The organism is Pseudomonas sp. S2_C11, from assembly GCF_054668395.1.
The window spans coordinates 3,903,006-3,923,059 of the sequence record NZ_CP162765.1; the positions used below are offsets into that span (position 1 = coordinate 3,903,006).

The following is a 20,054-nucleotide window of genomic DNA, read 5'->3' on the forward strand; positions in this document are numbered from 1 at the left end:
CCACTTTAGCGAGGTAATCGATCCTAATGATGATAGATTTGAGCATCTTCTTGCCCTAGCGTCTCAATTTGGAAAATAAAATGGACCTGTTAAGCCGCTTACTGCGCCTTTATCCCGTCGAAGTCGCTCTAGACCATGTTTGCAAGCTCGGGGCGCCCTGGGCTCTTGAGAACCCGCCTACTGATTATGGAGTCGCTCCTTATCATATTGTGACTTCCGGCAGTGTGTGGCTTTACACCCCTGGCGTCGAGCCACAACATCTACACTGTGGTGACGTTATCGTTTTCCCTGCTGGTGCCGCACATACCTTAAAAGCAGACCCTGATAGTTTGCCGAGCTTAGTACGGGTCGAAACCGGTTCAGCGCTACCGGTTGCAGTAAATGATGAGGTGGGCGCACAAAGCGAGATCCTGTGCGGGTATTTTCACTTTGAGCCTGGCATTGCCGGCCCATTGTTCAATTCTCTGCCTGGCTTGATGGTTGTTCGCGAAGCCGGCGGTAAAGACCTGCAGGTTATGCAATCTTTGATAGCTATCCTTGGCTGCGAGCAGCAGGCTCCTGGTCAGGGATCGGAAGTGATCCTGAGCCAGCTTGCCTCAGCCCTGTTCGCAATCATTCTCCGGTCATGGATGTCCCAGGCACAAACTCAACCTAGTATGCTGGCATTACTGTCAGATCCACGCCTCGTTCGCGGCTTGTACGCCATGTTGGAAGACCCAGCTCGACAGTGGTCGGTGGAAGAATTGGCAAATACCTGTCATTTATCGCGCGCTACGTTCGCTCGTCACTTCGTGAAAGTAGCAGGAATGACGCCTGGAGACATGCTCGTGCGTATTAGAATGGCGAAGGCCGCGCATTGGTTAAGTCGTGACACACGCGCCGTGGCCATCATTGCTGAGATTGTTGGTTATCAGTCCGAGGCTGCTTTTAGCCGCGCTTTTAGTCGGTTCTACGGCAAAAGCCCTGGATCATTTAGGCGTGAAAAGGGCAGATAAGAGTATCCGGCCTGTGCTTTTGGCTGACCGCCGAAGGGGGTCATATACCATCGACGGGAAGCCCAATCTACTCAAAGCGGCAGCTAAGCATTTGGTAGCGCTCCGTCCAGCGGCCGAGCATGGCCGATCTTTCTGCCTATGGTCTCAGTCAGCTTTGGGTTGTACGCTGCCTGTCATGTCCACGAATCGTGCTGGTCCAATCCGATACAAATGACTGGTTAGGATCGAATGCAAATGGGTGGGCAAGTCCGTGCAATTACCCAATGGGCTGTGTGTTCGCCAAGAGCTGCAACCTTCCAGACGGTGTAATCGATCACAATAACCAATCCGGGTTTGTGCCTGTAGAGAAACTTACCGAATACGGACTGTGGGCTGTGCTTGGGACTGTGGCAGCAATTAACATCCAAGGCACCCCACTGCAGTTGGTAGGCGGGTCTGCTACTCGCAGTGCAATTGCCCAACGTCTGGGCCGATCGCTTTCACTGGGCCTGCTTAAGGGATCAAGCGTTATTGGCGCTGGCTTTGTAATGGGCACCATTGGGATGCTGATACCAAACACCAGCATTTCGCCCGACAGTGCCTTCTATAAGAACGACCAGTACGCAACGCTCGAAGCTGGCCGCACCCGTGTCCGGGATAACGTCCAGACCTTGCCGGACGTCTCTGTTAACGCTTACGGCTTCTACACGGGCGGTAAGTCGGATTGGGAAAACGTTCGGGCCATCAAGGGTGATAAAGTCGGTGAGACATATGTTGCCGACATCGGCAACGGGATTGGGCTCACTTGGACGCCAGCGGCAAGTGGTGACGGTGTACTGAGTATTCCTGCGCTGGAAGACGCACCAAAGTTGCAACCTGTCTGGGTGTATCCGCCGACAGCAAAGTCTGACACCCTACTGGCAAACCCGTCACATCCTCCTGAGTTCCAAGATGCAATCATCTGGTTCCCTGACTAGGGTATTGAGCCGATCTACATTGTGCTCAGCACACAGCTGGAGAACAACGAGAAGCAGGGCAAGGCCTTCGAAGACACGTCTTACGATAAGTACAGCGAGACCAGACCCGAAGCCGTCCGCGAGGATACAGTTAAAACCGACAGCGGCGTTAAACCCCGAGTTGATATGATGGGCCGGGACACTGACGGCGAGATTTCATGCGTTGAATGCAAGTCATCTGATACCGCACTACTTACCTAGAACCAGAAAGCCGCCTTCCCTGAAATTGAGAAAACTGGTGCAACCGTTGTAGGAAAAGGGAAACCGGCTTTCCCGGCGGCACCAAGATACCGCCAACCAGATTCGAAATTCGTCGACCTGATCCACCCCTCTGTGGGAGCAGACATGTCCATTGTAGAACCGAAAGTCGTCGATATTGTTGCTGTACCAGAGTGGGAACCCAAAAACGTAATTCTGATTATCAGCGACCACCTCAAATGGGGCGACAAGGCCCACCAGGGTGGACACCTACTGCTGCAAGAGAAGATCAATACCTACATTGCCTTCATCGAAAGCGGCGAAATATTGGAAAGCTACCCGTCATCCAAAGGCAAGCTGCCCATCATCCGCATTAACGGCTTGTACAAGCTACCAGAACAAGCGGAGTTCTTCGTAGAACGCGTTGCACAGACACTAAAGGACGTGGGTATCGGGTTTGAGTTCGTGCTTGATGCGAATGAGGAAATTCGCAACATGTGAAATCCGCAGGGAAGACAGGCAGAAATCATGAACAATACATTAAGCGAGTACACAGAAAGCGAATTCGTAGCCATGCTACAACGCATCATTAGCCACGATGGCACGGAGCCGGAAGGAACAAGCTGGGGTTCCTTTTTGAAGAGGTGGGCGAGCACCTTGCTGGGTCTGATTTGATTTTTTACCCGGATAACGGCGCGGATGGCTCAGCGTCTGGCATCACCCAAACCGTAAAGGAATGGCGAGTGGCTCGGGGCATGCCCGGATTCAAAGAGGCCTGATTCAGTTCCTGGCCCAATGTGTGATGACTGGGGTAGTGAGTTCAGAAACTAATCCGTTTACAGATACTGGTAGCTCGCCCATACCAATGGACTGTCATCCTGCACAAACTCTGGCGTGGGCGAGCAATTGCGGATTCTACCAGTTGCAAGGCTGGCTTGAATCGCGGGAAGGTTCATTCTGTCTATTCCTGACGCAGCACCCTTATTGCGCTAGCTATCCCTTCAGCATTCAGATCGAGTGCTTGCAACGCGGTGACAGCGCTATCGGCAACGTCCACAGAGCCTCGTTCGGCAACCCATTTGGCAAGCTCTTCAACTGCAGCACCTATCCCGTTCTGGTTCATCATCAACAGCTCAATGGCGTTGGCTAGAGCTTCGTCACGATCTGACACGTATTTCTCCTTGATGGCCGGTACTCGGTCATTCTGGAGTATGAATGCCAGAAACGAAGTCTTGAACCAGCTCAACAAGATCGCATCCCAGCACCTTACAAAGGTCGTGCATCTGAATGATGTCCAGCCGTCGCGTCCCCCTTTCGACATCACTCATAAACGATTGTGGGCGCCCCATTGACTTCGAACACTCGACTTGCGTCAACCCCGCAGCAGTCCGTCGACTCCGCAACAGAGTCAAAAATACCTCGTATTCACTTCGATAAATGGCCTTTGGCATGAGGGCTGTCCAGTAAGAGCAGCCCAGAAACCTATATCTGATTTTCGGATATCTGAATTTCAGATATCCTATTGATGCACGTCTCAACTCGCCCAGCGGCGGCGCTTATTGACTAAAGGAATAGATATGAAGCTTTACCTTTCAGTGTTTCTCGCAACGCTCTGCATGCCAATCGCCAGTTTGTCTGGAATTTTTGCTATGGAGCTTGGATACGTCTTGAGTTTCCGCCAAGCAATTGGTGTCGGCGTCCTGGTCGGCACCGTGATCCTGATCCTTGCAGTCATCCTCTTCTTGCTCAGCATTCCTTCGACTATGCTCCGCTTGAGCGCTTCGACGCCCACCGTAAACAAGAGCGAAGGATGAAAATGAACAGATCCTCAAAGCTCCTAGTGCTGGTCGCCATTGCAATCGCATCAAATCCGGTGATGGCCGCTCAACCAACTGACGCGGATTCAGTGGCATCCAGCCTTTATAGTGAACGTTTACAAGAAATGCTTGATACCACTGGGTGGCATTTCGAATCCGCTATGGACACCAAGCAGATCGTCAAAGAGTTTCGGGCGAATCAAGCAAGGGCACAGATTCAATTCAGTAAGCCGGGCATTTACCACGGACGAATCAGCAAGGTCGTAGCGGATAATCAGGGCACATATTTTATCCTTGACCAAGGCAAGGACACCGCAGTGACCGTAATACTGGCAAAGAATCAGGCATGGCCATGGAAAACTGCGAATGCCAAAGCTGAAATCGGTGGTGTTCAGTCAGCCATTGAATTCGCGTCAAACCTTAATATAAATCAACAAATGTATTTTCAATGTCGTAGGGTCGAGTTTGGATTGGGGGTATACCTAACTAACTGTTTGGCTTTCCCGTCAGCGATCGCGTTGACCAAGTCCGCCCCACCTCTCAAAAACAGGATTGACGCAGCCGAGAACTTTGAAGACTTGATCAAAGCTAGAGCGTCAGAATCCTGGGTGCGCCCACCATCGACGCAGAACTATATGACCGTTACGTTGAAAATTGGCATGGCTGATGAAGGGACCATTACATCTGTCGACATCGCCCAGTCTAGCGGTGACACAAAATATGATCAGTCAGTTGCCTCAACGGTCAGGAACATTGGAATAATTACAGAGGCACGAGAGTTGAAACCAAGTGACGCAGCCAAATATAGATTATTTGAATTATCCTTTACGCCAGATGATTTGGCACTATAGCAAACTTTTACCTATAAACACCTACTATTATCTTCTATTATTAATATATATAGAGCTATAACACCCAAGATCAGAGTCGAAGCCGTTGATCGACGAGTACCACCCAAATATAAAATACCTAAAACCGGAAACATCATATGTCCGAAAAATTACTAGAACGCAGTTCATGCGAAGCCGGCAGGCGAGCATTAGAGATGCATTTACGAAATTCACTAGAACCTTTCAAACATGAATATCCCTCGCTACGCTACGGGAACACCTTCGGTGTATAACGGTTCTTGTAAATTAATTCCTTAGAAGCTTGTAAGGATTAAGTTTACACATTCGACGATTGTCTGCGATTAGCAATCACTTCTCCGATCGCTTTAACCCGCGAAGGAATACCCAGAACTAAACGCTCTTTGCAAATGATGGTCCGCGAAAGTTTTGTTTCCGCTTCAATTTCTTTGTTACTGCAACCGTCTTTTATCATCCTTACCATTTTCTCCCTATTGGGATGCGATGTTCGCCCCTTTGTTTTTTCCAGTCGGTATGACTTGGCTAACGACTCATCTAGGATAGCTTCTGGAAGATAATTTTTCAGATACTCAACGGTCTGATAGTCAGGCACAAATAAACGAACCTCACTTGTTGGAGTATCAATCAATGCCCCGTCGCTTCGGTACATACATCTCAAGCTTGTACGAAATACATTCTGAAAAATTACTTCATACTTATTTGTAACTTCCCAAGCCTTTAATAGTGTTGTCAGCGATGTACCGTGGGATTGCGCGAGAGACTCAAGTGAGCGACGTTCGGGAGGTGTTGGGTTACCATGAATAGCCGTGAATGCGTTGTTATAGCGTTTGAGCGTGTCGACTCCGCGACTGTCATACTTGCATGGAATCAGGCTTGGTCCGTAGGGTGCATGCGCCCACGAATGCGTAAAAAGTAAAATCTTATCTTCACCCATGTGATTTACAATACGGTTTATCATCACTGTCAAATTCTTCAAATTGGCGTGCGATTCGCTTTCGGAATCAGCAAGAGTTTTCGAAAACACTACACCCGGCAATAACATTGGATAAACCCTGACGAGCGGAAAAACACTTCTACAGGGCGGCGTGAACATTGATTTGCTATATGTGAAACCATTCAATACTCTATAATAATCGAAAAGACCACCCACGATGGTTGCCGTCAACAGATGCGTTTCTCGTGCCGCTTCGAAACGAGTGAAAAACCCCCTTTCGTTAATTATGCGAACCGTTCGTTTATCGTTTTGGCACGCTGCACCTAAGTTAGAGTTTTCATCCACCAACACCATATAACCGTTAATCAATGCATCGTAAATATCATACACATCATCACTTAGGGTACTTGCTATCTTCGTGGACCTATTCGATTTCGAAGATCTGTACGATTGAATCTCGATCAAAATCTTATTCCGCATCCCGCCTTTGATTCGGACCAAGCCATTTACACATTCGATATATTTAACGTGCCCAAACTGGCTAGCTTTGAATGTGTGATGCTTAAGATCAAGTATCGCGGGTGTCTCATCTACGACAACTATCCAGTCCTTCAAGTGATCCTGTGAACACTTGTCGAATGTCGCGTGTTGGCAGATGATAAATTTCTCGCCACTAGTCGGCGCTAGGGCCGCATCTAACATACGGATAACGTTTGCCTTATTCCTGGTGGTCGAATCAATGCGTGTTGCGTTCACGTCTGACGGCATACGCTGCATGATTTCATCGGCCAGCATATTTGTCGGGAGAACAAGAATTATCTTTTTGTCCGCATTTATCAGCTCCCTCGCCGCTTGCAGGAACTTGTGTGTTTTGCCACTGCCCGGCAATGCGAAAGCCAAATGGATTGTTTTTTGTGTCAAACTTACGCCCTGTTTAATGGGCCGATAACATACCGTCCCTTCTGGAGCTATAATGCCTTACACAAGCCTGCAGGATAAACATTCAAGCCACATAAATACTCACTTAATGCAACGTTAATCTTTGTTAATGCAATGACTTTGATACAATCGTCTCAGACCACGCTGTATCTGACTTGGTACATATCTACGGATCAGAAAAAGGATAATTCTAAAAAAATGATACAAATGTTTCAGAACGATACCACCTCCTCGTCGCCTAGCCTGTACGCCTACCGTGGTTTATCAACGATGCGTTTGCGCCACCCGATCCGGCGGGCGGGATAGATATGCATATCAATGAATTGAACATGAGAGTGTCACCGTTTGCTTACGATTACCTGGCGTTCGCAAAATCCTGAGAGGGCAGAAATCGCGGGGGTGGCGTGCTTTAACTGGAAGGACAGAATGCACCACACCAATCTCGTCCAGTACAACGCAGAACGGTTGCCCTGCGACCAGCACCTTCCGATCAACCAACCGTGTACTCAACGCGGAGAGCCTCTACATAATTAACACTCCTAGAACGTTCGTTCAAGATACGTTATACTCAGTACTGCCTAGCAGCCAGGGAGATTTCATGATGAAGGCAATGGTATCCGAGGTAGTCACGTATCTTCGCGTTAGCACTGGCGCTCAAGAAAAATCAGGACTAGGGCTTGATGCACAACGCGATTATGTGCAGGCGGCTGCGCGTCAACAGGGGTGGAAAATCGTAGCGGAGTATATTGAAACTGTAAGCGGTACGATTGCCCCCCATGATCGTCCTCAGTGCAAGGCTGCACTCGCCCTAGGCCTACCAATTTTGGTCGCGAAGGTAGATCGCATAAGCCGGGACGTCGAGCACATTGCTGGACTAATGAAGCGAGCAATCCTGAAAGTCGCTACCATGCCCCACGCTGACAATTTCCAGCTACATCTGTTCGCTGCCCTAGCGCAGCAAGAGCGGGAATTTATTGCGGGCCGTACGAAAGACGCGTTGGCCGCGCTGAAAAGGGACGCAGATAGCGGGAAAACCGAAGCCATGAAAAAGGTCGCCAACCGTGCGGTCACATTGACGCGCGGCCGCAATGATCACAATCGGGCAAAGGCACGACAGGCCGTCCAAGACCGCGTATCAAGTTGGACCGAGACGTTACGCGACCCAATAGATCTATGTATCCGAAAAGGCGCCACCACGCTCACGGCCGTTGCAGAATGTATGAACTCGAAAAATATCACTACCAGCCGTGGCGGCACATGGTCGCCCATGCAAGTCCGCCGCGTCATGCTGTCGTTAGGCCTGAGCTTTGGTCCGCCATGACACCTACTGCAGCATATGCCTGCTACTAGATACCTAACAGCCATCCCTGAGGTAAGCTCTACGAAGCCCCAAGGGAGTGGTTATTGGGATTTGTTGAAGCAGGGAAAGCACCTTCGAGCAACCTCGTTGGGAACGGCATATCATTGTTCAAGGTACGGCCTTGAATAATCAGCACCGGAGCGCGAGCGCGCGATTGCGGCCCCTGTAGTCGGCTGATCATAGGTTTTTTAGCAGCTCGCAGGCTTCTGCCCATGAATACGCGCCTTCTAACGGGCTATGCTCGAAAACCATCAGATAACGATACTCACGTCCGGCACATCTTTCCCAATACTTACCAAGCTCGATTTTGGCGCTGGAGTCGGAGTTGTCCCGGTCACCACCTTTGGTCTCCAAAAGGATGATCAGTCCAGAGCGCAGTTTCAGAACGAAATCAGGGTAGTGGTTGATCGGTCCATTCAGGACGAACCCGCGACCGCTTGAGTTCCTGTGCCACCACCGGACGTTTTCACAATCCGACAGGAATTCCGACATGCGTTCTTCAAGACCATTGCCCTTCTCTTCACGGACGTACAGCGAATTCTCCGCCGCGAGAGGGGCTTTCTGCCGTGGAGCAATCTCCATTGGCAGTTGGTAGGAAGGTCGAGTGTCCACCTTGTTGAGGTCGATCCACTGCTTGAAGCGCCTGCGCGAGAACCCCAGCATTTCGCTACGAACACGCTGCTTGATGCTCTCAACGTAGGCATGCTGCTGTTCAAGCACCTCATCCAGTTGACCGGCACTCAGCCTAGCCAGAATCTTACGGATGTACGCCTGCAAATCTGCCTCAGCCAACGGTGGCATCTTGCCAAGCCAGTTACCAACCAGCCCTGTGAGCTGACGCCGTTTGCCTTCGGAATCCAAGCTGGACAGGTAGTCCTTCAGCTTGCGAATCTCATTGTCCTTCAACTGAATCTTAGTGGGCTCGTAATCACCCTGAGAGCTACCTACACGAAGCAGATCGAGCTTCACCAAATCGCCGCTTACTGGTGCAACCGAGAAGTCGTTCACATCGCAATCTGCCAGACGAAACTCTTGGTCGAGCAACTGAGATTTGTCGAGAAGAACGCCGCCGTCTTCGTCAGCGAAAATCAACCCGGCAGGTGCTTTCCGATAGAACTGGGGTAGCTTGAGATCCTTGATCTCTGCGACGAACTCAGGTCGGAGCGAGAATAGTTCCATTGCGCCTCTCACGTCATTTGGGATGTGCTTGCCACCGTTAGTAGCCGTAGCAGCTACCAGCTCTGCATTGGCCTGACGCGCAGCCTCCAACGTCGACTCAAGGAAGTCTTCCCCTTTAGATTCACTACCGCTGCTCGATGACAGCTCAAAGAGTTCAGAATCACCCTCAGAGGTGTTTGTGACGAACAGTCCCGGTTGAGGGTTTGTCGGCTCAGGCGTGACCGTTTTTGTGGTCTGGTTATCTGGCTTGGAATCGCTCGAAACGAGGTCAGGAGTCCTGAAATCGGCACGGCTGAAACCAGCCCTGTTCAGACCGACAACAATTCTTTCCAACGTCTGACTGAAGACATTGGAAGCCGTCAGCACGTAACTCATGTTCAGTGGTTCGTGTCCATGCGCACGAACGTATGGCTGTCGCAAAATCCGACCTAGAATCTGTTCCACATCCACCGCAGACGACCTGTCAGCCAACGTCGCGAGAATGTAGGCGAACGGGCAGTCCCACCCTTCCTTCAAGGCGTTCACGGTGATGATGAATCGTACCGGGCAGGACGGAGACATGAGATCCAAACCACTCAGCTCATCCTTGTCCGCAGTCTTGATCTTGATCCAGTCTTCGGCAATCCCATGCTCTAGCAGCTCAGCCTTCACCAGCTCGAAGGTTTTGGCATCTGCCTTGGTTTTACTTTCCGCCTGCAGCAGCACGATGGGTCGGATGTACGCACCACCCGTTTGCTCTTCTGCCTTCGCCTCAGCTTCGAGACGCGCCCTCAAATCAATTGCATGAGCAATGACAGAGGTCCGGCTTGGAAGGTTTCTCACGATGACCGGGAGCTTGACCATGTGTTGGTCACGCATCACCAAGGCGTCAACGAAACTGATGATATTCGCCCCGGTTCGTGGAGTAGCCGTCAGCTCAAACACAAAGCTTGGATTGAGATTGCGGAGCATGTCTTGGGACAGGCTGCTGGTCACGTTGTGGCTTTCATCAACGATGATTACTGGATTCAAACCTGCCATCGAGGCGACGAGTGAGTACGGGTCCACGCCCTCACCTACCGCAACAGCCGTCGAAGTCAAGTCATCCAGAGCGCTGTTTTCTTGATAAAGCTTCCGGTCATCCTTGTTGCGAGCTTTCAGGCTGTCATAAGTCAGCACGGCAACCACAAGCCCGTCTTCCACCTCATCCCGAGAAAGAAATCCAGACAGCAAATCGCGCTTATCCATGACGCTTACACGACCTTCAAACAGACGGTTCAGCGCCTGCCGGTAAGGATGTGTTGGATTACGCAGCGCCCGCAGGACCTGATCAAGAATGGAAAGCGATGGAACGAGCCATAGGCACAAACGAGCATCACCTTGACGCTTCTGGAGCGCACCGAAGATGCTCGAAACGGCATGGAGTCCGATGAAGGTTTTCCCACCAGCGGTCGGCACCTTCGCACACACTTGTGGAGCGCCATGCGGGGCTGGCTGATAGCCAGGCATCTTGGTCGCGCCCAGTGCATCCCAGTGAGCGCGATAGGCTAACTGAGGGTCATCACAAGCAGTCCAGCGACGAAGGAACAGCTCAAGGTCCTCAATGACCTGACTCTGGTAGGTGTTCAATTGCATTTTCTAAATCCTCAGAGTCGAGCAATGTCGCGGGGAATTTTCTTGAAGCCTATGCCGTGTCGACGCATGAAATCCTCGCCAAGAGCTAACTGGTCAGCGTAAACCAACACTGGTCCAGCGACTTTCACCAGCTCAGCCAGAAGCTCAAGGTGGAGCGTGGTTACAGAATGCTCTTCATAGGCGAAGAAGACTCGCAGACCATTTGCTTCGCCGAGCCAGTAGCGGTGCTGGCTTTCAGCGGACGATGAACCAGCTCCCTCGACGATTCCTTCCTGCCATGCGACATAGCTACGGATCGCGTCGATTCCGGCAGCAGGGTTCAAATTGCCGTACTCAACGAACAGCGGTTCGCCAAGGGAGTAATAGGTAAAACCACCACCTAGCCCAGCCACAGGCTTGTTCTCTTCGCCATAGCCATTCACAACGCGCTTGATGCGTTCAGCAGTAAGGGATTCGGCGTAATCCATCATCTCAATCAGGATGAACCGTCGATTTCCCTCATCTTGAGCGTTGGCTTTCAAAACGGCGTGTCCGGTCGTTCCAGACCCAGCATAGGAATCGAGGATGATCGAATCGCTATCAGCAGCAATGTCCAAAATTCGACCGATCAAGCTGCTAGGCTTTGGCGTGTCGAAAGACGACGAGCCGGAGAAGATAGCCCGCATTTCGTTTTTCGAGCTACGATTGCTACCCACGTCCTTTTTCCATAGGGTGCGGGGAACCAAGTCACCCACCTCGTTGAGATACCGCTTGATGCTTGGACGTGCATCGCCGGTTGGCCCCCACCAGACACGACCTTCAGCGTCGAGAGCGCGCAACTTTTCCTCAGATACACGCCAGAACCGACCCGGAGGTGGAGAAAACTCACGTCCAGTTGGTCCCAATATGGAGAACAGCCCCTTCGAATAGGGCTTGTTCGCAAAGGGATCGCCTGCAATCCACGGACCATTGGGATCGTCATCTGGATTGTCGTAAATGGAATCAGATTCAGCAGTACGAGCCAGCCGAGCCGGAACCCAATTGGGACGTTTCGAATAGACCAGAATGTAGTCATGGTCTGTAGAGAACTGGCTTGCGGAATTCCGAGGCGAATCCGCTTTTTCCCAAATCACGCAGGTCACGAAATTCCCAACGCCGAATATCTCATCCAGAACCGGACGAAGGATACCTACCGCGTTGTCATCAATCGAAACCCAAATAGATCCGTCTTCAGAAAGCAGTCGGTGCAGAAGCTTCAGACGCGGATACATCATGCAGAGCCATTTGTCTTGACGGCTCATATCCTCGTTTTCTTTACCGACTACCTTCCCAAGCCACTTTTTGATTCGTGGATCGTTAACGTTGTCGTTGTAGACCCAGTTCTCATTGCCGGTATTATAGGGCGGATCGATGTAAACGCATTTCACTTTCCCCTCATATTCAGGCAGCAAGCTTTTGAGAGCTTCCAGATTATCGCCATGGACAATCTTGTTATCTAAGCTGTTCTTCGGCAGGCTCTTATGAGCTGAAAAAGTGAATTGCTCGCGCAGTACGCGATAGGTTACATCCCGATGATGGTTTCGGACTTGATCCTTCCCCACCCAATGCAATGTCGGCATGGTGCTCGCCTTGTCCTCGAAAAATGAAGCAGAAGCCTGCCTCCGAAGGCAGCCGGTGATTTGACACCATGACCCCCTTGCAAGGCAAGCGGCGACTGGCTCTGTAGGCCCAGCCAACCAGCATCGCACGGGGTGCGAAGTGATTGGAGCCGCAGAGTTCAAGCCTTAAGATGGCTGTACGAGATACCCCATCGGTTCAGAGCATTCCTATGCATCCATTGTCAGAAGAAGCAGAAGCTCTCCAGCACATGCTAGTCTCACAAGCTACAGGCGGTAGTGAGGACGACACGGCGTACCTGATGCTTAGGCGCGCCATTCTCGACGATCCTACCCTTGCCACGATGGTCCCCCGCTGCGTGAACACCTGCCGCAGCCTCAGTCAGTTTTGGCAATTCATCAAAAATAAGTACGGCACCTATGCCGAGCGCCGAACCTACCTGTGGAACGAGTTCCGTCCGCTTCTGGACTACGTCGAAAAAGGAGGTTCGTCACCAGCAGACCATGTGGTTACTGGTGCAATCGAGCGGTTCGATTCTGAGCATGTGAGGGTTGCTTGGACGAAATCGCTGGAGCGGCGCACTACGGACCCCGAAGGCGCAATCACAATGGCGCGAACCCTTCTTGAGTCTGTTTGCAAGCACATTATTGAGGAAGCCGGTACTGAGTACGACGAGACGCCGGATCTCAACAAGCTTTACCGCCAGACCGCTGAACTGCTCAACCTTGCCCCTTCCCAACACACAGAAAAAGTCTTCAAGCAGATCCTTGGCGGCTGCACGTCAGTGGTAGAAGGATTGGGCGCTTTGAGGAACCGTCTGAGCGATTCCCACGGCACCGGAAAGGCTGGTGTCAAACCAGCTCCACGTCATGCTGAATTGGCTGTGAATCTAGCTGGCTCACTCGCCCTGTACCTGATCAGCACTTGGGATGCGAAGGCAGCGCGCACGGACTGATTGACGGCACATGGAGCTGTAGAACTTGCACAATGGACTGATCAACATCGAAACCACCAGAGCAACACGCACATGCTAATGCAGCTATTGACAAGCATCCTGCCTGACCTCTCGCCAAAAAAAACCAAGATTCACCTCGCCCAACACAACAGTCATGAGCAACCATTGGACGTGTACCTTGCTGGAAATTTTGACGACTGGCAGTCATGGCAGACACGGCACAATTTCACCCGCGAGTTTCTAATCGGATTTGTGCAGATTCCCGGTACGTCAAAGTGGCTCATGACCGGCGTCTACGACCAGCTCAAAATCAAAGAAACACGACTTTCCACCAAAGCAAGTGGAAAACCTCATACTGATCACATCTACAGCTACAGGAAGCGCCCTGAGTTTTCAGAGCTTGAAGGTCGGCTTGTCATGGAATACGAAAAGCCCCGAGCGAATTACCTTCTGCTGGAAAACTGCCACCAAGCCCTCAAGCTGTCCGCAATCCTCGACTCCAAAATGACTGTTGGCAGATTCCCCGGCTTCAAGGAAGTAGATGTATCCCACGGGGAACTGAAGATCATCGTTAACCAAGGCTTGGAATCATGGCAGACAGCCCTCTCCAGCGTGGCGGGAGTCTACCTAATTTCCGACCGCACCGAAGGCGAGCATCAGCTTTATGTCGGCTCAGCGACTGGCACAGGTGGCTTGTGGGATCGATGGTCGAACTACGCCAATAGTGGGCACGGCGGGAACACACGCATTCGAGATTTACACACCGAGCGTGGCAAGGATTTCGCAGAGAATTTCAGGTTCAGCATTCTCGAAATCGCTGACAAGCACACAGGCAAAGAAGAGATGATGCGGAAAGAAATCCACTGGAAACGCCGGCTTTTAACCCGCGACAGCGGCTTGAACGGCAATTAATGGAGTCCAGACTCTAGGTGTTGCCGTTGGCCATCACCCTCACTCAAAAAAGCACCTACATCGTTCTACCGTCCGGGAAGCGAGTCTAAATCCACAGCCTTTACGCTCATTACGTGCATTCGAGCTGGACGTTCCGTCTTGGCTTTGACGCGATGGATCTGGTCAAAGGCGCTCTTGAGGATTTCAACACGACGGCAATCGACTATACCCCTCACCTCTAACCTAACCACCAAGAGCCGACTGCAATGGTCGGCTTGTGTGGAATTCTCTGAATCGGTTCGTGTAACCGCTTGAGCTTGCCCAATCATAGCGACGCTCCGAGCACCGGACCACAGCAGGAGCGCTGTAGCTGGAGCCATGTGATTCGGCTGGGTATGATTCCCGACACCCCAACTAACAGTCAGCAGACCTAGGATAGACAATGGAAGAGCTTGACTCCCAATCCCACCAATTCAAAGAGCTTTGCGCCTACTACGGCGCGGCGATGCACATGGCGCAAGTGCTGGAGCATGGGATTGTCAACGCTTTATTCTACCTCGATTTCTTGCCTAAAAAGGGAGAATGGACAGACGTTGAATACGAGGATTTTTTTGAGGAAAATTTCTCAAAAACCTTCGGCAAGCTGGTCCATTCCCTCAAGAAAATCACGCCCGTACCAGCCGACCTGGAGTTGCTGATCCATAGGTCGAACAAGCGCAGAAATCACCTTGCGCACACATTCTTCCGCGAGTGTATGGACATGCTGTACGCAGGAGGTTTCGACGAGATTGTCACTACCCTGAACGAGGACATTGAGCTGTTTTCTAAGACTGACAAACAACTCACAGCTCTCCTTGAGCCGCTATGGCTGCAGGCAGGATGGACGATTGAACGTATCGAAGAAGAGGCAGCTCATTACAAAGCTGAATTGAACTATAAACGAAGCGAGAGTCAGTGATGTTCAGTAGCAACGGTGATGATTCGTTCCGCGCCTACCTGACTGCCGGGACTGAGAATCTGGACGAAATCCTAACCACAGGTTCACCATTCCTAACCATGATGGATGACCTCGATTCGTACCTCAGACAGCACGTCAGCGGACCTGCCGTCGCACCTGATGAGGTGGTTGTTCACTCTATGCTAATCAATGCCCGATTCCTCTTGATGACCGCCTTCCGAGTAGGCCTGACCGGTCATGCCGCTGGTGTTCATCCTATCCTCAGAACGGCACTAGAAACAGCCTGCTATGCCCTTCTGATGACCGAGGACGTATCCCTATCTCTTACTGAAAAATGGATCAGCAGAAACAACTCTCCGGAAGACCTGAAAGCCTGCAGAAATGCCTTTCAAGCTCCAATTAAATCGGCTCAAGAAATAGTCAATGGCCGAGGTCCAGGATTGGGCGATTGGATGTACAAGCTATATGAAAGCTCCATCGACTTTGGCGCTCACCCAAATGCCAAGACGGTCACTCTTCACACACGAATGCTCGACGACGAGGCAGGGGTGACCCGGTTCGAAAACGTGGGGCTGTACGCGGTCGGGAATCACGGCTACGAGTGGGGCTTGCTCGCTTGTGTGGAGATGGGATTGGCAACGGCAATCGTCCTTTCCATGACTCACCAAGTCGCGCTATCGGAAGCCATTCATGCGCTTCAAGCTCTGAACGATCAGAAGAATGCGCTGGAGGCGCTAATCCGTCAAAAGCACTCACGGAACGAGTGATATAGCGCTGAGCGTCTTGAATATGTCACGCAGCTCCATAGTGCTGAAGGAACAGCGTTCGTCAGAAGGTTGCCGGCTCGCATAACCGGAGTGGGACAGACATGGCTTTTTTTGCGCACTACCAGGTAGGACAAGAAAAAAATTACGTACAACCACTACGTACAACAAATTTTTTCTGCTAACGAAAAAGCCCCGCAAATCAATGACTTGCGGGGCTTTTATATGTATGGCGGAGAGATAGGGATTCGAACCCTAGGTACCGGTGAAGGTACAACGGATTTCGAATCCGTCCCATTCGGCCACTCTGGCATCTCTCCAACGGCGCGCATCATAACAACACTTTCGTTGGTTGCGAACCCCCCCAAACGAAATTTTTTCCGTGCTATCAGATGCTTGCGTCGATTAAAGCGGTACGCCCAGACGAGCGGCGACTTCTTCGTAGGCTTCGATGACGTCACCAAGGCCCTGGCGGAAGCGGTCCTTGTCCATCTTCTTCTTGGTGTCCTTGTCCCACAGACGGCAGCCGTCCGGGCTGAACTCGTCGCCGAGGACGATGGAGCCGTCGCTGAACACGCCGAATTCAAGCTTGAAGTCGACCAGCAGCAGGCCGGCGTCGTCGAACAGTTTGCTCAGGACTTCGTTGACCTTGAGCGACAGTTCCTTCATGCGCGCCAGTTGCTCGGCGGTGCCCCAACCGAATGCCACAACGTGGGATTCGTTGATGAACGGGTCGCCCTTGGCGTCGTCCTTCAAGAACAGTTCGAAGGTGTACGGGTTGAGCTTCATGCCCTCCTCGACGCCCAGACGCTTGACCAGGCTGCCGGCGGCGTAGTTACGCACGACGCATTCGACCGGGATCATGTCGAGCTTCTTCACCAGGCACTCGTTGTCGCCCAGCAGTTTGTCGAACTGGGTCGGCACGCCGGCCGCTTCGAGTTTCTGCATGATGAAGGCGTTGAACTTGTTGTTCACCATACCTTTGCGATCGAGCTGTTCGATGCGCTTGCCGTCGAACGCCGAAGTGTCGTTGCGAAACAGCAGGATCAAGCGGTCAGCGTCGTCGGTCTTGTAAACCGATTTGGCTTTGCCGCGGTAGAGTTCTTCACGTTTTTCCATGATGGGCTCCGCTTGCTAAGTAGGTGGGCTAGGCGATGTGGCGCCAGTCGAGCCCTGAATCTTGATCGGCCAGTTGCAGCCAGTCCGGGTCGCACCCGAGGGTGTCGACAAAACATTGCCGGGCCAGCTGCGGCAGGTTGTTCTTGCTGCTCAGATGGGCCAGCACCAGGTGTTGCAAACCCTGCCAGCCCAACTCGGCCACCAGGAATGCCGCCTGATGGTTGTTCAGATGTCCGCGTTCGCCGCCCACCCGCTGCTTGAGAAAGTACGGGTAGTGACCACGGGCCAGCATGTCGCGGCAATGGTTGGACTCGATCATCAATGCATCGAGGTCCCGATAGCCATCCAGCACCCGCTCGCAGAACGATCCCAGGTCGGTCAGCAGGCCGAAGCGCCGCTGTTCCTGATCGCTGAAGACGTACTGGGTCGGCTCCTGCGCGTCATGGGCCACGGCAATGACCCCGACGTTCAGTGCGCCGATCTGCAGTTGCTCGCCGCCGGCCAGAAAGCCTGCCGGTTCCAGCGGTTTGCGCATCCCGCGCAGTGTGCCGCGACTGAGGTAGACCGGCAGATTGTAGCGCCGAGACAGCAAACCCACGCCATGCACGTGGTCGGCATGTTCGTGGGTCACGAGTATCGCGCTCAGTTGCGCCGGGTGCACACCCAGGCGCAACAGACGTCTTTCGGTTTCCCGCAGGGAAAAACCACAATCCACCAGCACGTACGTATCAGCACTGGCGATCAGCGTGCCGTTCCCTTGGCTACCGCTGCCGAGAACGGCAAAACGCATATCGGATCAGCCCAGGTTGTCCTGAATCACGCTCAACACTTTACGCGCGACATCGGCCGGCGCGACGGTGTTGATGTTCTTTTCGACGGTGACCTGGATGTTCTCGCCCACCTTGCTCAGGCGAACCTGATAACGCTCGGCGCGGGCTTCGACTTCTTCCTTGCTCGGCGCACTGCCGAACAGGCTGCTGAAGAAGCCAGGCTTGTCGTCTTTCTTCTCGGCTTTTTCGGCCAGGTTGATGTAGTAAAGGCCCAGGCTGCGGTTGATGTCTTCAACGCGCCATTCGCCCTGTTCCAGCGCACGGCCGACGCTCGACCAGGCGCGGTCCAGATCGGTACCGACGTTCAACACCGGGTTGCCGCTGCCGTCTTCGTTCAGGCTGACACGGCTCGGGGCGTCGAAATCACGCGAGGCCAGCATCGACACCGAGCCGCCCTTCTCGGAGGTGCGACTCATGCTCGCGAGCATGTCGTCGACCAGCGCAGCGTCCAGGCCAGTGTTGACCGAACGGTTGGTGAAGGCCACGTCGGCCGTGCTGCCGGCAGGACGCTCGGCGCTGACTACGTAGATTTCACTGGTGTTGCGCTGCACGCCCGGCTCGATACGTACGCGCACACGGGTTTCGCTGTCGCTGGCGATACCGGCCGCACTCAGGCGCTTGGCCATCGAAGCGGACAGCTCGTCGGAGTGCTGCCAGGTGGTGGTGAATTCACCGGTCTGCGGACGTTGTTCATCCAGACGGAAACCGTTGTCCTGGAAGAACTGCAGCGCCACTGGCCAGACTTCGGCCGGTGGGTGCTGGGCCACGACCCAACGCGAATCACCGCTCTTCTGCAGCGAGTAATCAGTGGCATCGGCAACCGCCGACAGCGGCTGAGGACGCGGCACGACGTATTCGCCCGTCGCGGTGTCATCGGCCACGTTGCGCGGGATCGGCAACAGCGGATCGAGGCGCTTGGCAGTGCTCACATCCGGTGGCAATTGCATCGGTGCAGTCTGTTGCGCTTGCAGGTAATCGCTTCCACGGTCGCGGAAATAACCTTCCGGCCCCCAGACCCATCCGCAGCCACTGGTGCTGGAGATAATCAAGGCAAGTGCGGAAAGTCCGGCCATTCGCTTCATGCGTTGTACTTCCTCAATTAAACCAGGACGTTGCACTGGCGCAGGGCCGAGCGCAGCGTTTCATGACAAGGGGTGCTCAGCCAGGTCAGTGGCAGGCGGATGCCTTCGTGCATCAGGCCCATTTCGACCAAAGCCCACTTCACCGGAATCGGGTTGGCTTCGATGAACAGGTCCTTGTGCAGCGGCATCAGTTTTTCGTTGATTGCGCGTGCGGTATCGGCGTCGCCCTTCAGCGCGGCCTCGCACAGGTCAGCCATTTCGCGCGGGGCGACGTTGGCGGTGACCGAGATGTTGCCTTTGCCGCCCAGCAGGATCAGCTCGACAGCGGTCGGATCATCGCCGGACAGCACGATGAAATCCTTGCTCACGCCATCGATGATCGCTTTGGCGCGTTTGAGGTCGCCGGTGGCTTCCTTGATGCCGATGATGTTCGGCACGGTGGACAGGCGAATCACCGTCTCGGCCTGCATGTCGCAGGAGGTGCGGCCGGGAACGTTGTAGAGAATCTGCGGAATGTCGACCGCTTCAGCGATGTGCTTGAAGTGCTGGTACAGACCTTCCTGGGTCGGCTTGTTGTAATAAGGAACCACCAGCAGGCAGGCATCGGCGCCGGCGGCCTTGGCGTTGCGGGTCAGCTCGACGGCTTCGCGGGTCGAATTGGCGCCGGTGCCGGCGATGACCGGAATGCGCCCGGCAACCTGTTTGACCACGGCTTTGATGACGGCGATGTGCTCTTCTACATCAAGGGTGGCCGACTCGCCGGTAGTACCGACGGCGACGATGGCATGGGTGCCGTTCTTGAGGTGGAAGTCCACGAGTTTGCTGAGGCTGTCCCAGTCAAGACGCCCTTGTGCATCCATGGGAGTGACCAGTGCCACCATACTGCCCGCAATCATGAAACCGCTCCTGCCGGAAAAAGAGAGCGGTAATGGTACTGGCGCCAAGATGCTTGCACAAGC

General features: G+C 53.0%; 19 protein-coding genes, 1 tRNA gene and 1 pseudogene. 11 read left to right on the plus strand and 10 right to left on the minus strand.

Features of this window, described 5'->3' with window-relative positions; genetic code table 11:
• Window positions 1-80: 80 nt before the first annotated feature.
• From AB4N48_RS17670 to AB4N48_RS17685, 4 genes and pseudogenes are all read left to right on the plus strand, one after another.
• Window positions 81-995, plus strand: a complete 915-nt coding sequence (locus AB4N48_RS17670; RefSeq protein WP_460094089.1) for an AraC family transcriptional regulator — start codon at window positions 81-83, stop codon at window positions 993-995.
• A gap of 263 nt (window positions 996-1,258) precedes the next feature.
• Window positions 1,259-2,316: pseudogene (locus AB4N48_RS17675) on the plus strand (S-type pyocin domain-containing protein); the annotation flags it as partial.
• A gap of 19 nt (window positions 2,317-2,335) precedes the next feature.
• Window positions 2,336-2,689 (plus strand): DUF6572 domain-containing protein, encoded by a 354-nt coding sequence (locus tag AB4N48_RS17680; protein ID WP_460094090.1) that lies wholly within the window; start codon window positions 2,336-2,338, stop codon window positions 2,687-2,689.
• Window positions 2,690-2,832: 143 nt separating this feature from the next.
• The gene (locus AB4N48_RS17685; RefSeq protein WP_460094091.1) at window positions 2,833-2,967 is read left to right on the plus strand and encodes a bacteriocin immunity protein; all 135 of its coding nucleotides are present in this window, start codon (window positions 2,833-2,835) and stop codon (window positions 2,965-2,967) included.
• Between the two features lie 182 nt (window positions 2,968-3,149).
• On the opposite strand, the gene AB4N48_RS17690 is transcribed toward AB4N48_RS17685, so the two are convergent.
• Window positions 3,150-3,359, minus strand: coding sequence for a hypothetical protein (locus AB4N48_RS17690; protein WP_460094092.1), 210 nt, complete (start codon window positions 3,357-3,359; stop codon window positions 3,150-3,152).
• Window positions 3,360-3,387: 28 nt separating this feature from the next.
• Window positions 3,388-3,639 carry a helix-turn-helix domain-containing protein gene (locus AB4N48_RS17695; RefSeq protein ID WP_460094093.1) on the minus strand — a complete coding sequence of 84 codons (252 nt, stop codon included), beginning with the start codon at window positions 3,637-3,639 and terminating at the stop codon, window positions 3,388-3,390.
• A 126-nt stretch (window positions 3,640-3,765) separates the two neighbouring features.
• Here AB4N48_RS17695 and AB4N48_RS17700 point away from each other — a divergent pair, with 126 nt between their 5' ends.
• Window positions 3,766-4,002, plus strand: a complete 237-nt coding sequence (locus tag AB4N48_RS17700) for a hypothetical protein (protein WP_460094094.1) — start codon at window positions 3,766-3,768, stop codon at window positions 4,000-4,002.
• On the plus strand, window positions 3,999-4,856 hold the full coding sequence (locus AB4N48_RS17705; RefSeq protein ID WP_460094095.1) for a TonB family protein: 858 nt from the start codon (window positions 3,999-4,001) through the stop codon (window positions 4,854-4,856). Before AB4N48_RS17700 ends, AB4N48_RS17705 begins: the two co-directional genes overlap by 4 nt.
• 316 nt (window positions 4,857-5,172) lie before the next feature.
• On the opposite strand, the gene AB4N48_RS17710 is transcribed toward AB4N48_RS17705, so the two are convergent.
• Window positions 5,173-6,708, minus strand: coding sequence for a DEAD/DEAH box helicase family protein (locus tag AB4N48_RS17710; RefSeq protein ID WP_460094096.1), 1,536 nt, complete (start codon window positions 6,706-6,708; stop codon window positions 5,173-5,175).
• Between the two features lie 637 nt (window positions 6,709-7,345).
• Here AB4N48_RS17710 and AB4N48_RS17715 point away from each other — a divergent pair.
• Window positions 7,346-8,068 (plus strand): recombinase family protein, encoded by a 723-nt coding sequence (locus AB4N48_RS17715; RefSeq protein ID WP_460094097.1) that lies wholly within the window; start codon window positions 7,346-7,348, stop codon window positions 8,066-8,068.
• Window positions 8,069-8,284: 216 nt separating this feature from the next.
• On the opposite strand, the gene AB4N48_RS17720 is transcribed toward AB4N48_RS17715, so the two are convergent.
• Both AB4N48_RS17720 and AB4N48_RS17725 read right to left on the minus strand, forming a co-directional pair.
• The gene (locus tag AB4N48_RS17720) at window positions 8,285-10,900 is read right to left on the minus strand and encodes a DEAD/DEAH box helicase (RefSeq protein WP_460094098.1); all 2,616 of its coding nucleotides are present in this window, start codon (window positions 10,898-10,900) and stop codon (window positions 8,285-8,287) included.
• Between the two features lie 11 nt (window positions 10,901-10,911).
• The gene (locus AB4N48_RS17725) at window positions 10,912-12,498 is read right to left on the minus strand and encodes a site-specific DNA-methyltransferase (protein WP_460094099.1); all 1,587 of its coding nucleotides are present in this window, start codon (window positions 12,496-12,498) and stop codon (window positions 10,912-10,914) included.
• A 209-nt stretch (window positions 12,499-12,707) separates the two neighbouring features.
• Between AB4N48_RS17725 and AB4N48_RS17730 the strand changes: the two genes are divergently transcribed.
• From AB4N48_RS17730 to AB4N48_RS17745, 4 genes are all read left to right on the plus strand, one after another.
• Entirely contained in the window at window positions 12,708-13,451 is a 744-nt protein-coding gene (locus AB4N48_RS17730; RefSeq protein WP_460094100.1) for an abortive infection family protein, read from the plus strand.
• Between the two features lie 72 nt (window positions 13,452-13,523).
• Window positions 13,524-14,363, plus strand: a complete 840-nt coding sequence (locus AB4N48_RS17735; protein ID WP_460094101.1) for a GIY-YIG nuclease family protein — start codon at window positions 13,524-13,526, stop codon at window positions 14,361-14,363.
• 421 nt (window positions 14,364-14,784) lie between these two features.
• A complete protein-coding gene (locus AB4N48_RS17740; RefSeq protein WP_460094103.1) occupies window positions 14,785-15,300 on the plus strand; it encodes a hypothetical protein in 516 nt (171 codons plus the stop codon).
• Entirely contained in the window at window positions 15,300-16,067 is a 768-nt protein-coding gene (locus AB4N48_RS17745) for a hypothetical protein (RefSeq protein ID WP_460094104.1), read from the plus strand. The genes AB4N48_RS17740 and AB4N48_RS17745 overlap by 1 nt, the downstream gene beginning before the upstream one ends.
• A gap of 227 nt (window positions 16,068-16,294) precedes the next feature.
• On the opposite strand, the gene AB4N48_RS17750 is transcribed toward AB4N48_RS17745, so the two are convergent.
• From AB4N48_RS17750 to dapA, 5 genes are all read right to left on the minus strand, one after another.
• Window positions 16,295-16,384, minus strand: a tRNA-Ser gene (locus AB4N48_RS17750).
• Window positions 16,385-16,469: 85 nt separating this feature from the next.
• On the minus strand, window positions 16,470-17,183 hold the full coding sequence (purC, locus tag AB4N48_RS17755; RefSeq protein ID WP_016771262.1) for a phosphoribosylaminoimidazolesuccinocarboxamide synthase: 714 nt from the start codon (window positions 17,181-17,183) through the stop codon (window positions 16,470-16,472).
• Window positions 17,184-17,211: 28 nt separating this feature from the next.
• Complete coding sequence (locus tag AB4N48_RS17760) at window positions 17,212-17,973, minus strand: MBL fold metallo-hydrolase (RefSeq protein ID WP_024012002.1); 762 nt, start codon at window positions 17,971-17,973, stop codon at window positions 17,212-17,214.
• Between the two features lie 6 nt (window positions 17,974-17,979).
• Window positions 17,980-19,095: an outer membrane protein assembly factor BamC gene (gene bamC / locus AB4N48_RS17765; protein WP_016771264.1), complete on the minus strand. Its 1,116-nt coding sequence runs from the start codon at window positions 19,093-19,095 to the stop codon at window positions 17,980-17,982.
• A 17-nt stretch (window positions 19,096-19,112) separates the two neighbouring features.
• Entirely contained in the window at window positions 19,113-19,991 is an 879-nt protein-coding gene (gene dapA / locus AB4N48_RS17770; RefSeq protein WP_016771265.1) for a 4-hydroxy-tetrahydrodipicolinate synthase, read from the minus strand.
• Window positions 19,992-20,054: the final 63 nt, after the last annotated feature.

Coding starts and splice junctions, on each gene's coding strand:
- AB4N48_RS17740 (WP_460094103.1), top strand. CDS start 14,785: ATGGAAGAGCTTGACTCCCAATCCCACCAATTCAAAGAGCTTTGCGCC.
- dapA (WP_016771265.1), bottom strand. CDS start 19,991: ATGATTGCGGGCAGTATGGTGGCACTGGTCACTCCCATGGATGCACAA.
- AB4N48_RS17735 (WP_460094101.1), top strand. CDS start 13,524: ATGCTAATGCAGCTATTGACAAGCATCCTGCCTGACCTCTCGCCAAAA.
- bamC (WP_016771264.1), bottom strand. CDS start 19,095: ATGAAGCGAATGGCCGGACTTTCCGCACTTGCCTTGATTATCTCCAGC.
- AB4N48_RS17760 (WP_024012002.1), bottom strand. CDS start 17,973: ATGCGTTTTGCCGTTCTCGGCAGCGGTAGCCAAGGGAACGGCACGCTG.
- AB4N48_RS17720 (WP_460094098.1), bottom strand. CDS start 10,900: ATGCAATTGAACACCTACCAGAGTCAGGTCATTGAGGACCTTGAGCTG.
- AB4N48_RS17705 (WP_460094095.1), top strand. CDS start 3,999: ATGAAAATGAACAGATCCTCAAAGCTCCTAGTGCTGGTCGCCATTGCA.
- AB4N48_RS17700 (WP_460094094.1), top strand. CDS start 3,766: ATGAAGCTTTACCTTTCAGTGTTTCTCGCAACGCTCTGCATGCCAATC.
- AB4N48_RS17715 (WP_460094097.1), top strand. CDS start 7,346: ATGATGAAGGCAATGGTATCCGAGGTAGTCACGTATCTTCGCGTTAGC.
- AB4N48_RS17695 (WP_460094093.1), bottom strand. CDS start 3,639: ATGCCAAAGGCCATTTATCGAAGTGAATACGAGGTATTTTTGACTCTG.
- AB4N48_RS17745 (WP_460094104.1), top strand. CDS start 15,300: ATGTTCAGTAGCAACGGTGATGATTCGTTCCGCGCCTACCTGACTGCC.
- AB4N48_RS17730 (WP_460094100.1), top strand. CDS start 12,708: ATGCATCCATTGTCAGAAGAAGCAGAAGCTCTCCAGCACATGCTAGTC.
- AB4N48_RS17670 (WP_460094089.1), top strand. CDS start 81: ATGGACCTGTTAAGCCGCTTACTGCGCCTTTATCCCGTCGAAGTCGCT.
- AB4N48_RS17725 (WP_460094099.1), bottom strand. CDS start 12,498: ATGCCGACATTGCATTGGGTGGGGAAGGATCAAGTCCGAAACCATCAT.
- AB4N48_RS17680 (WP_460094090.1), top strand. CDS start 2,336: ATGTCCATTGTAGAACCGAAAGTCGTCGATATTGTTGCTGTACCAGAG.
- purC (WP_016771262.1), bottom strand. CDS start 17,183: ATGGAAAAACGTGAAGAACTCTACCGCGGCAAAGCCAAATCGGTTTAC.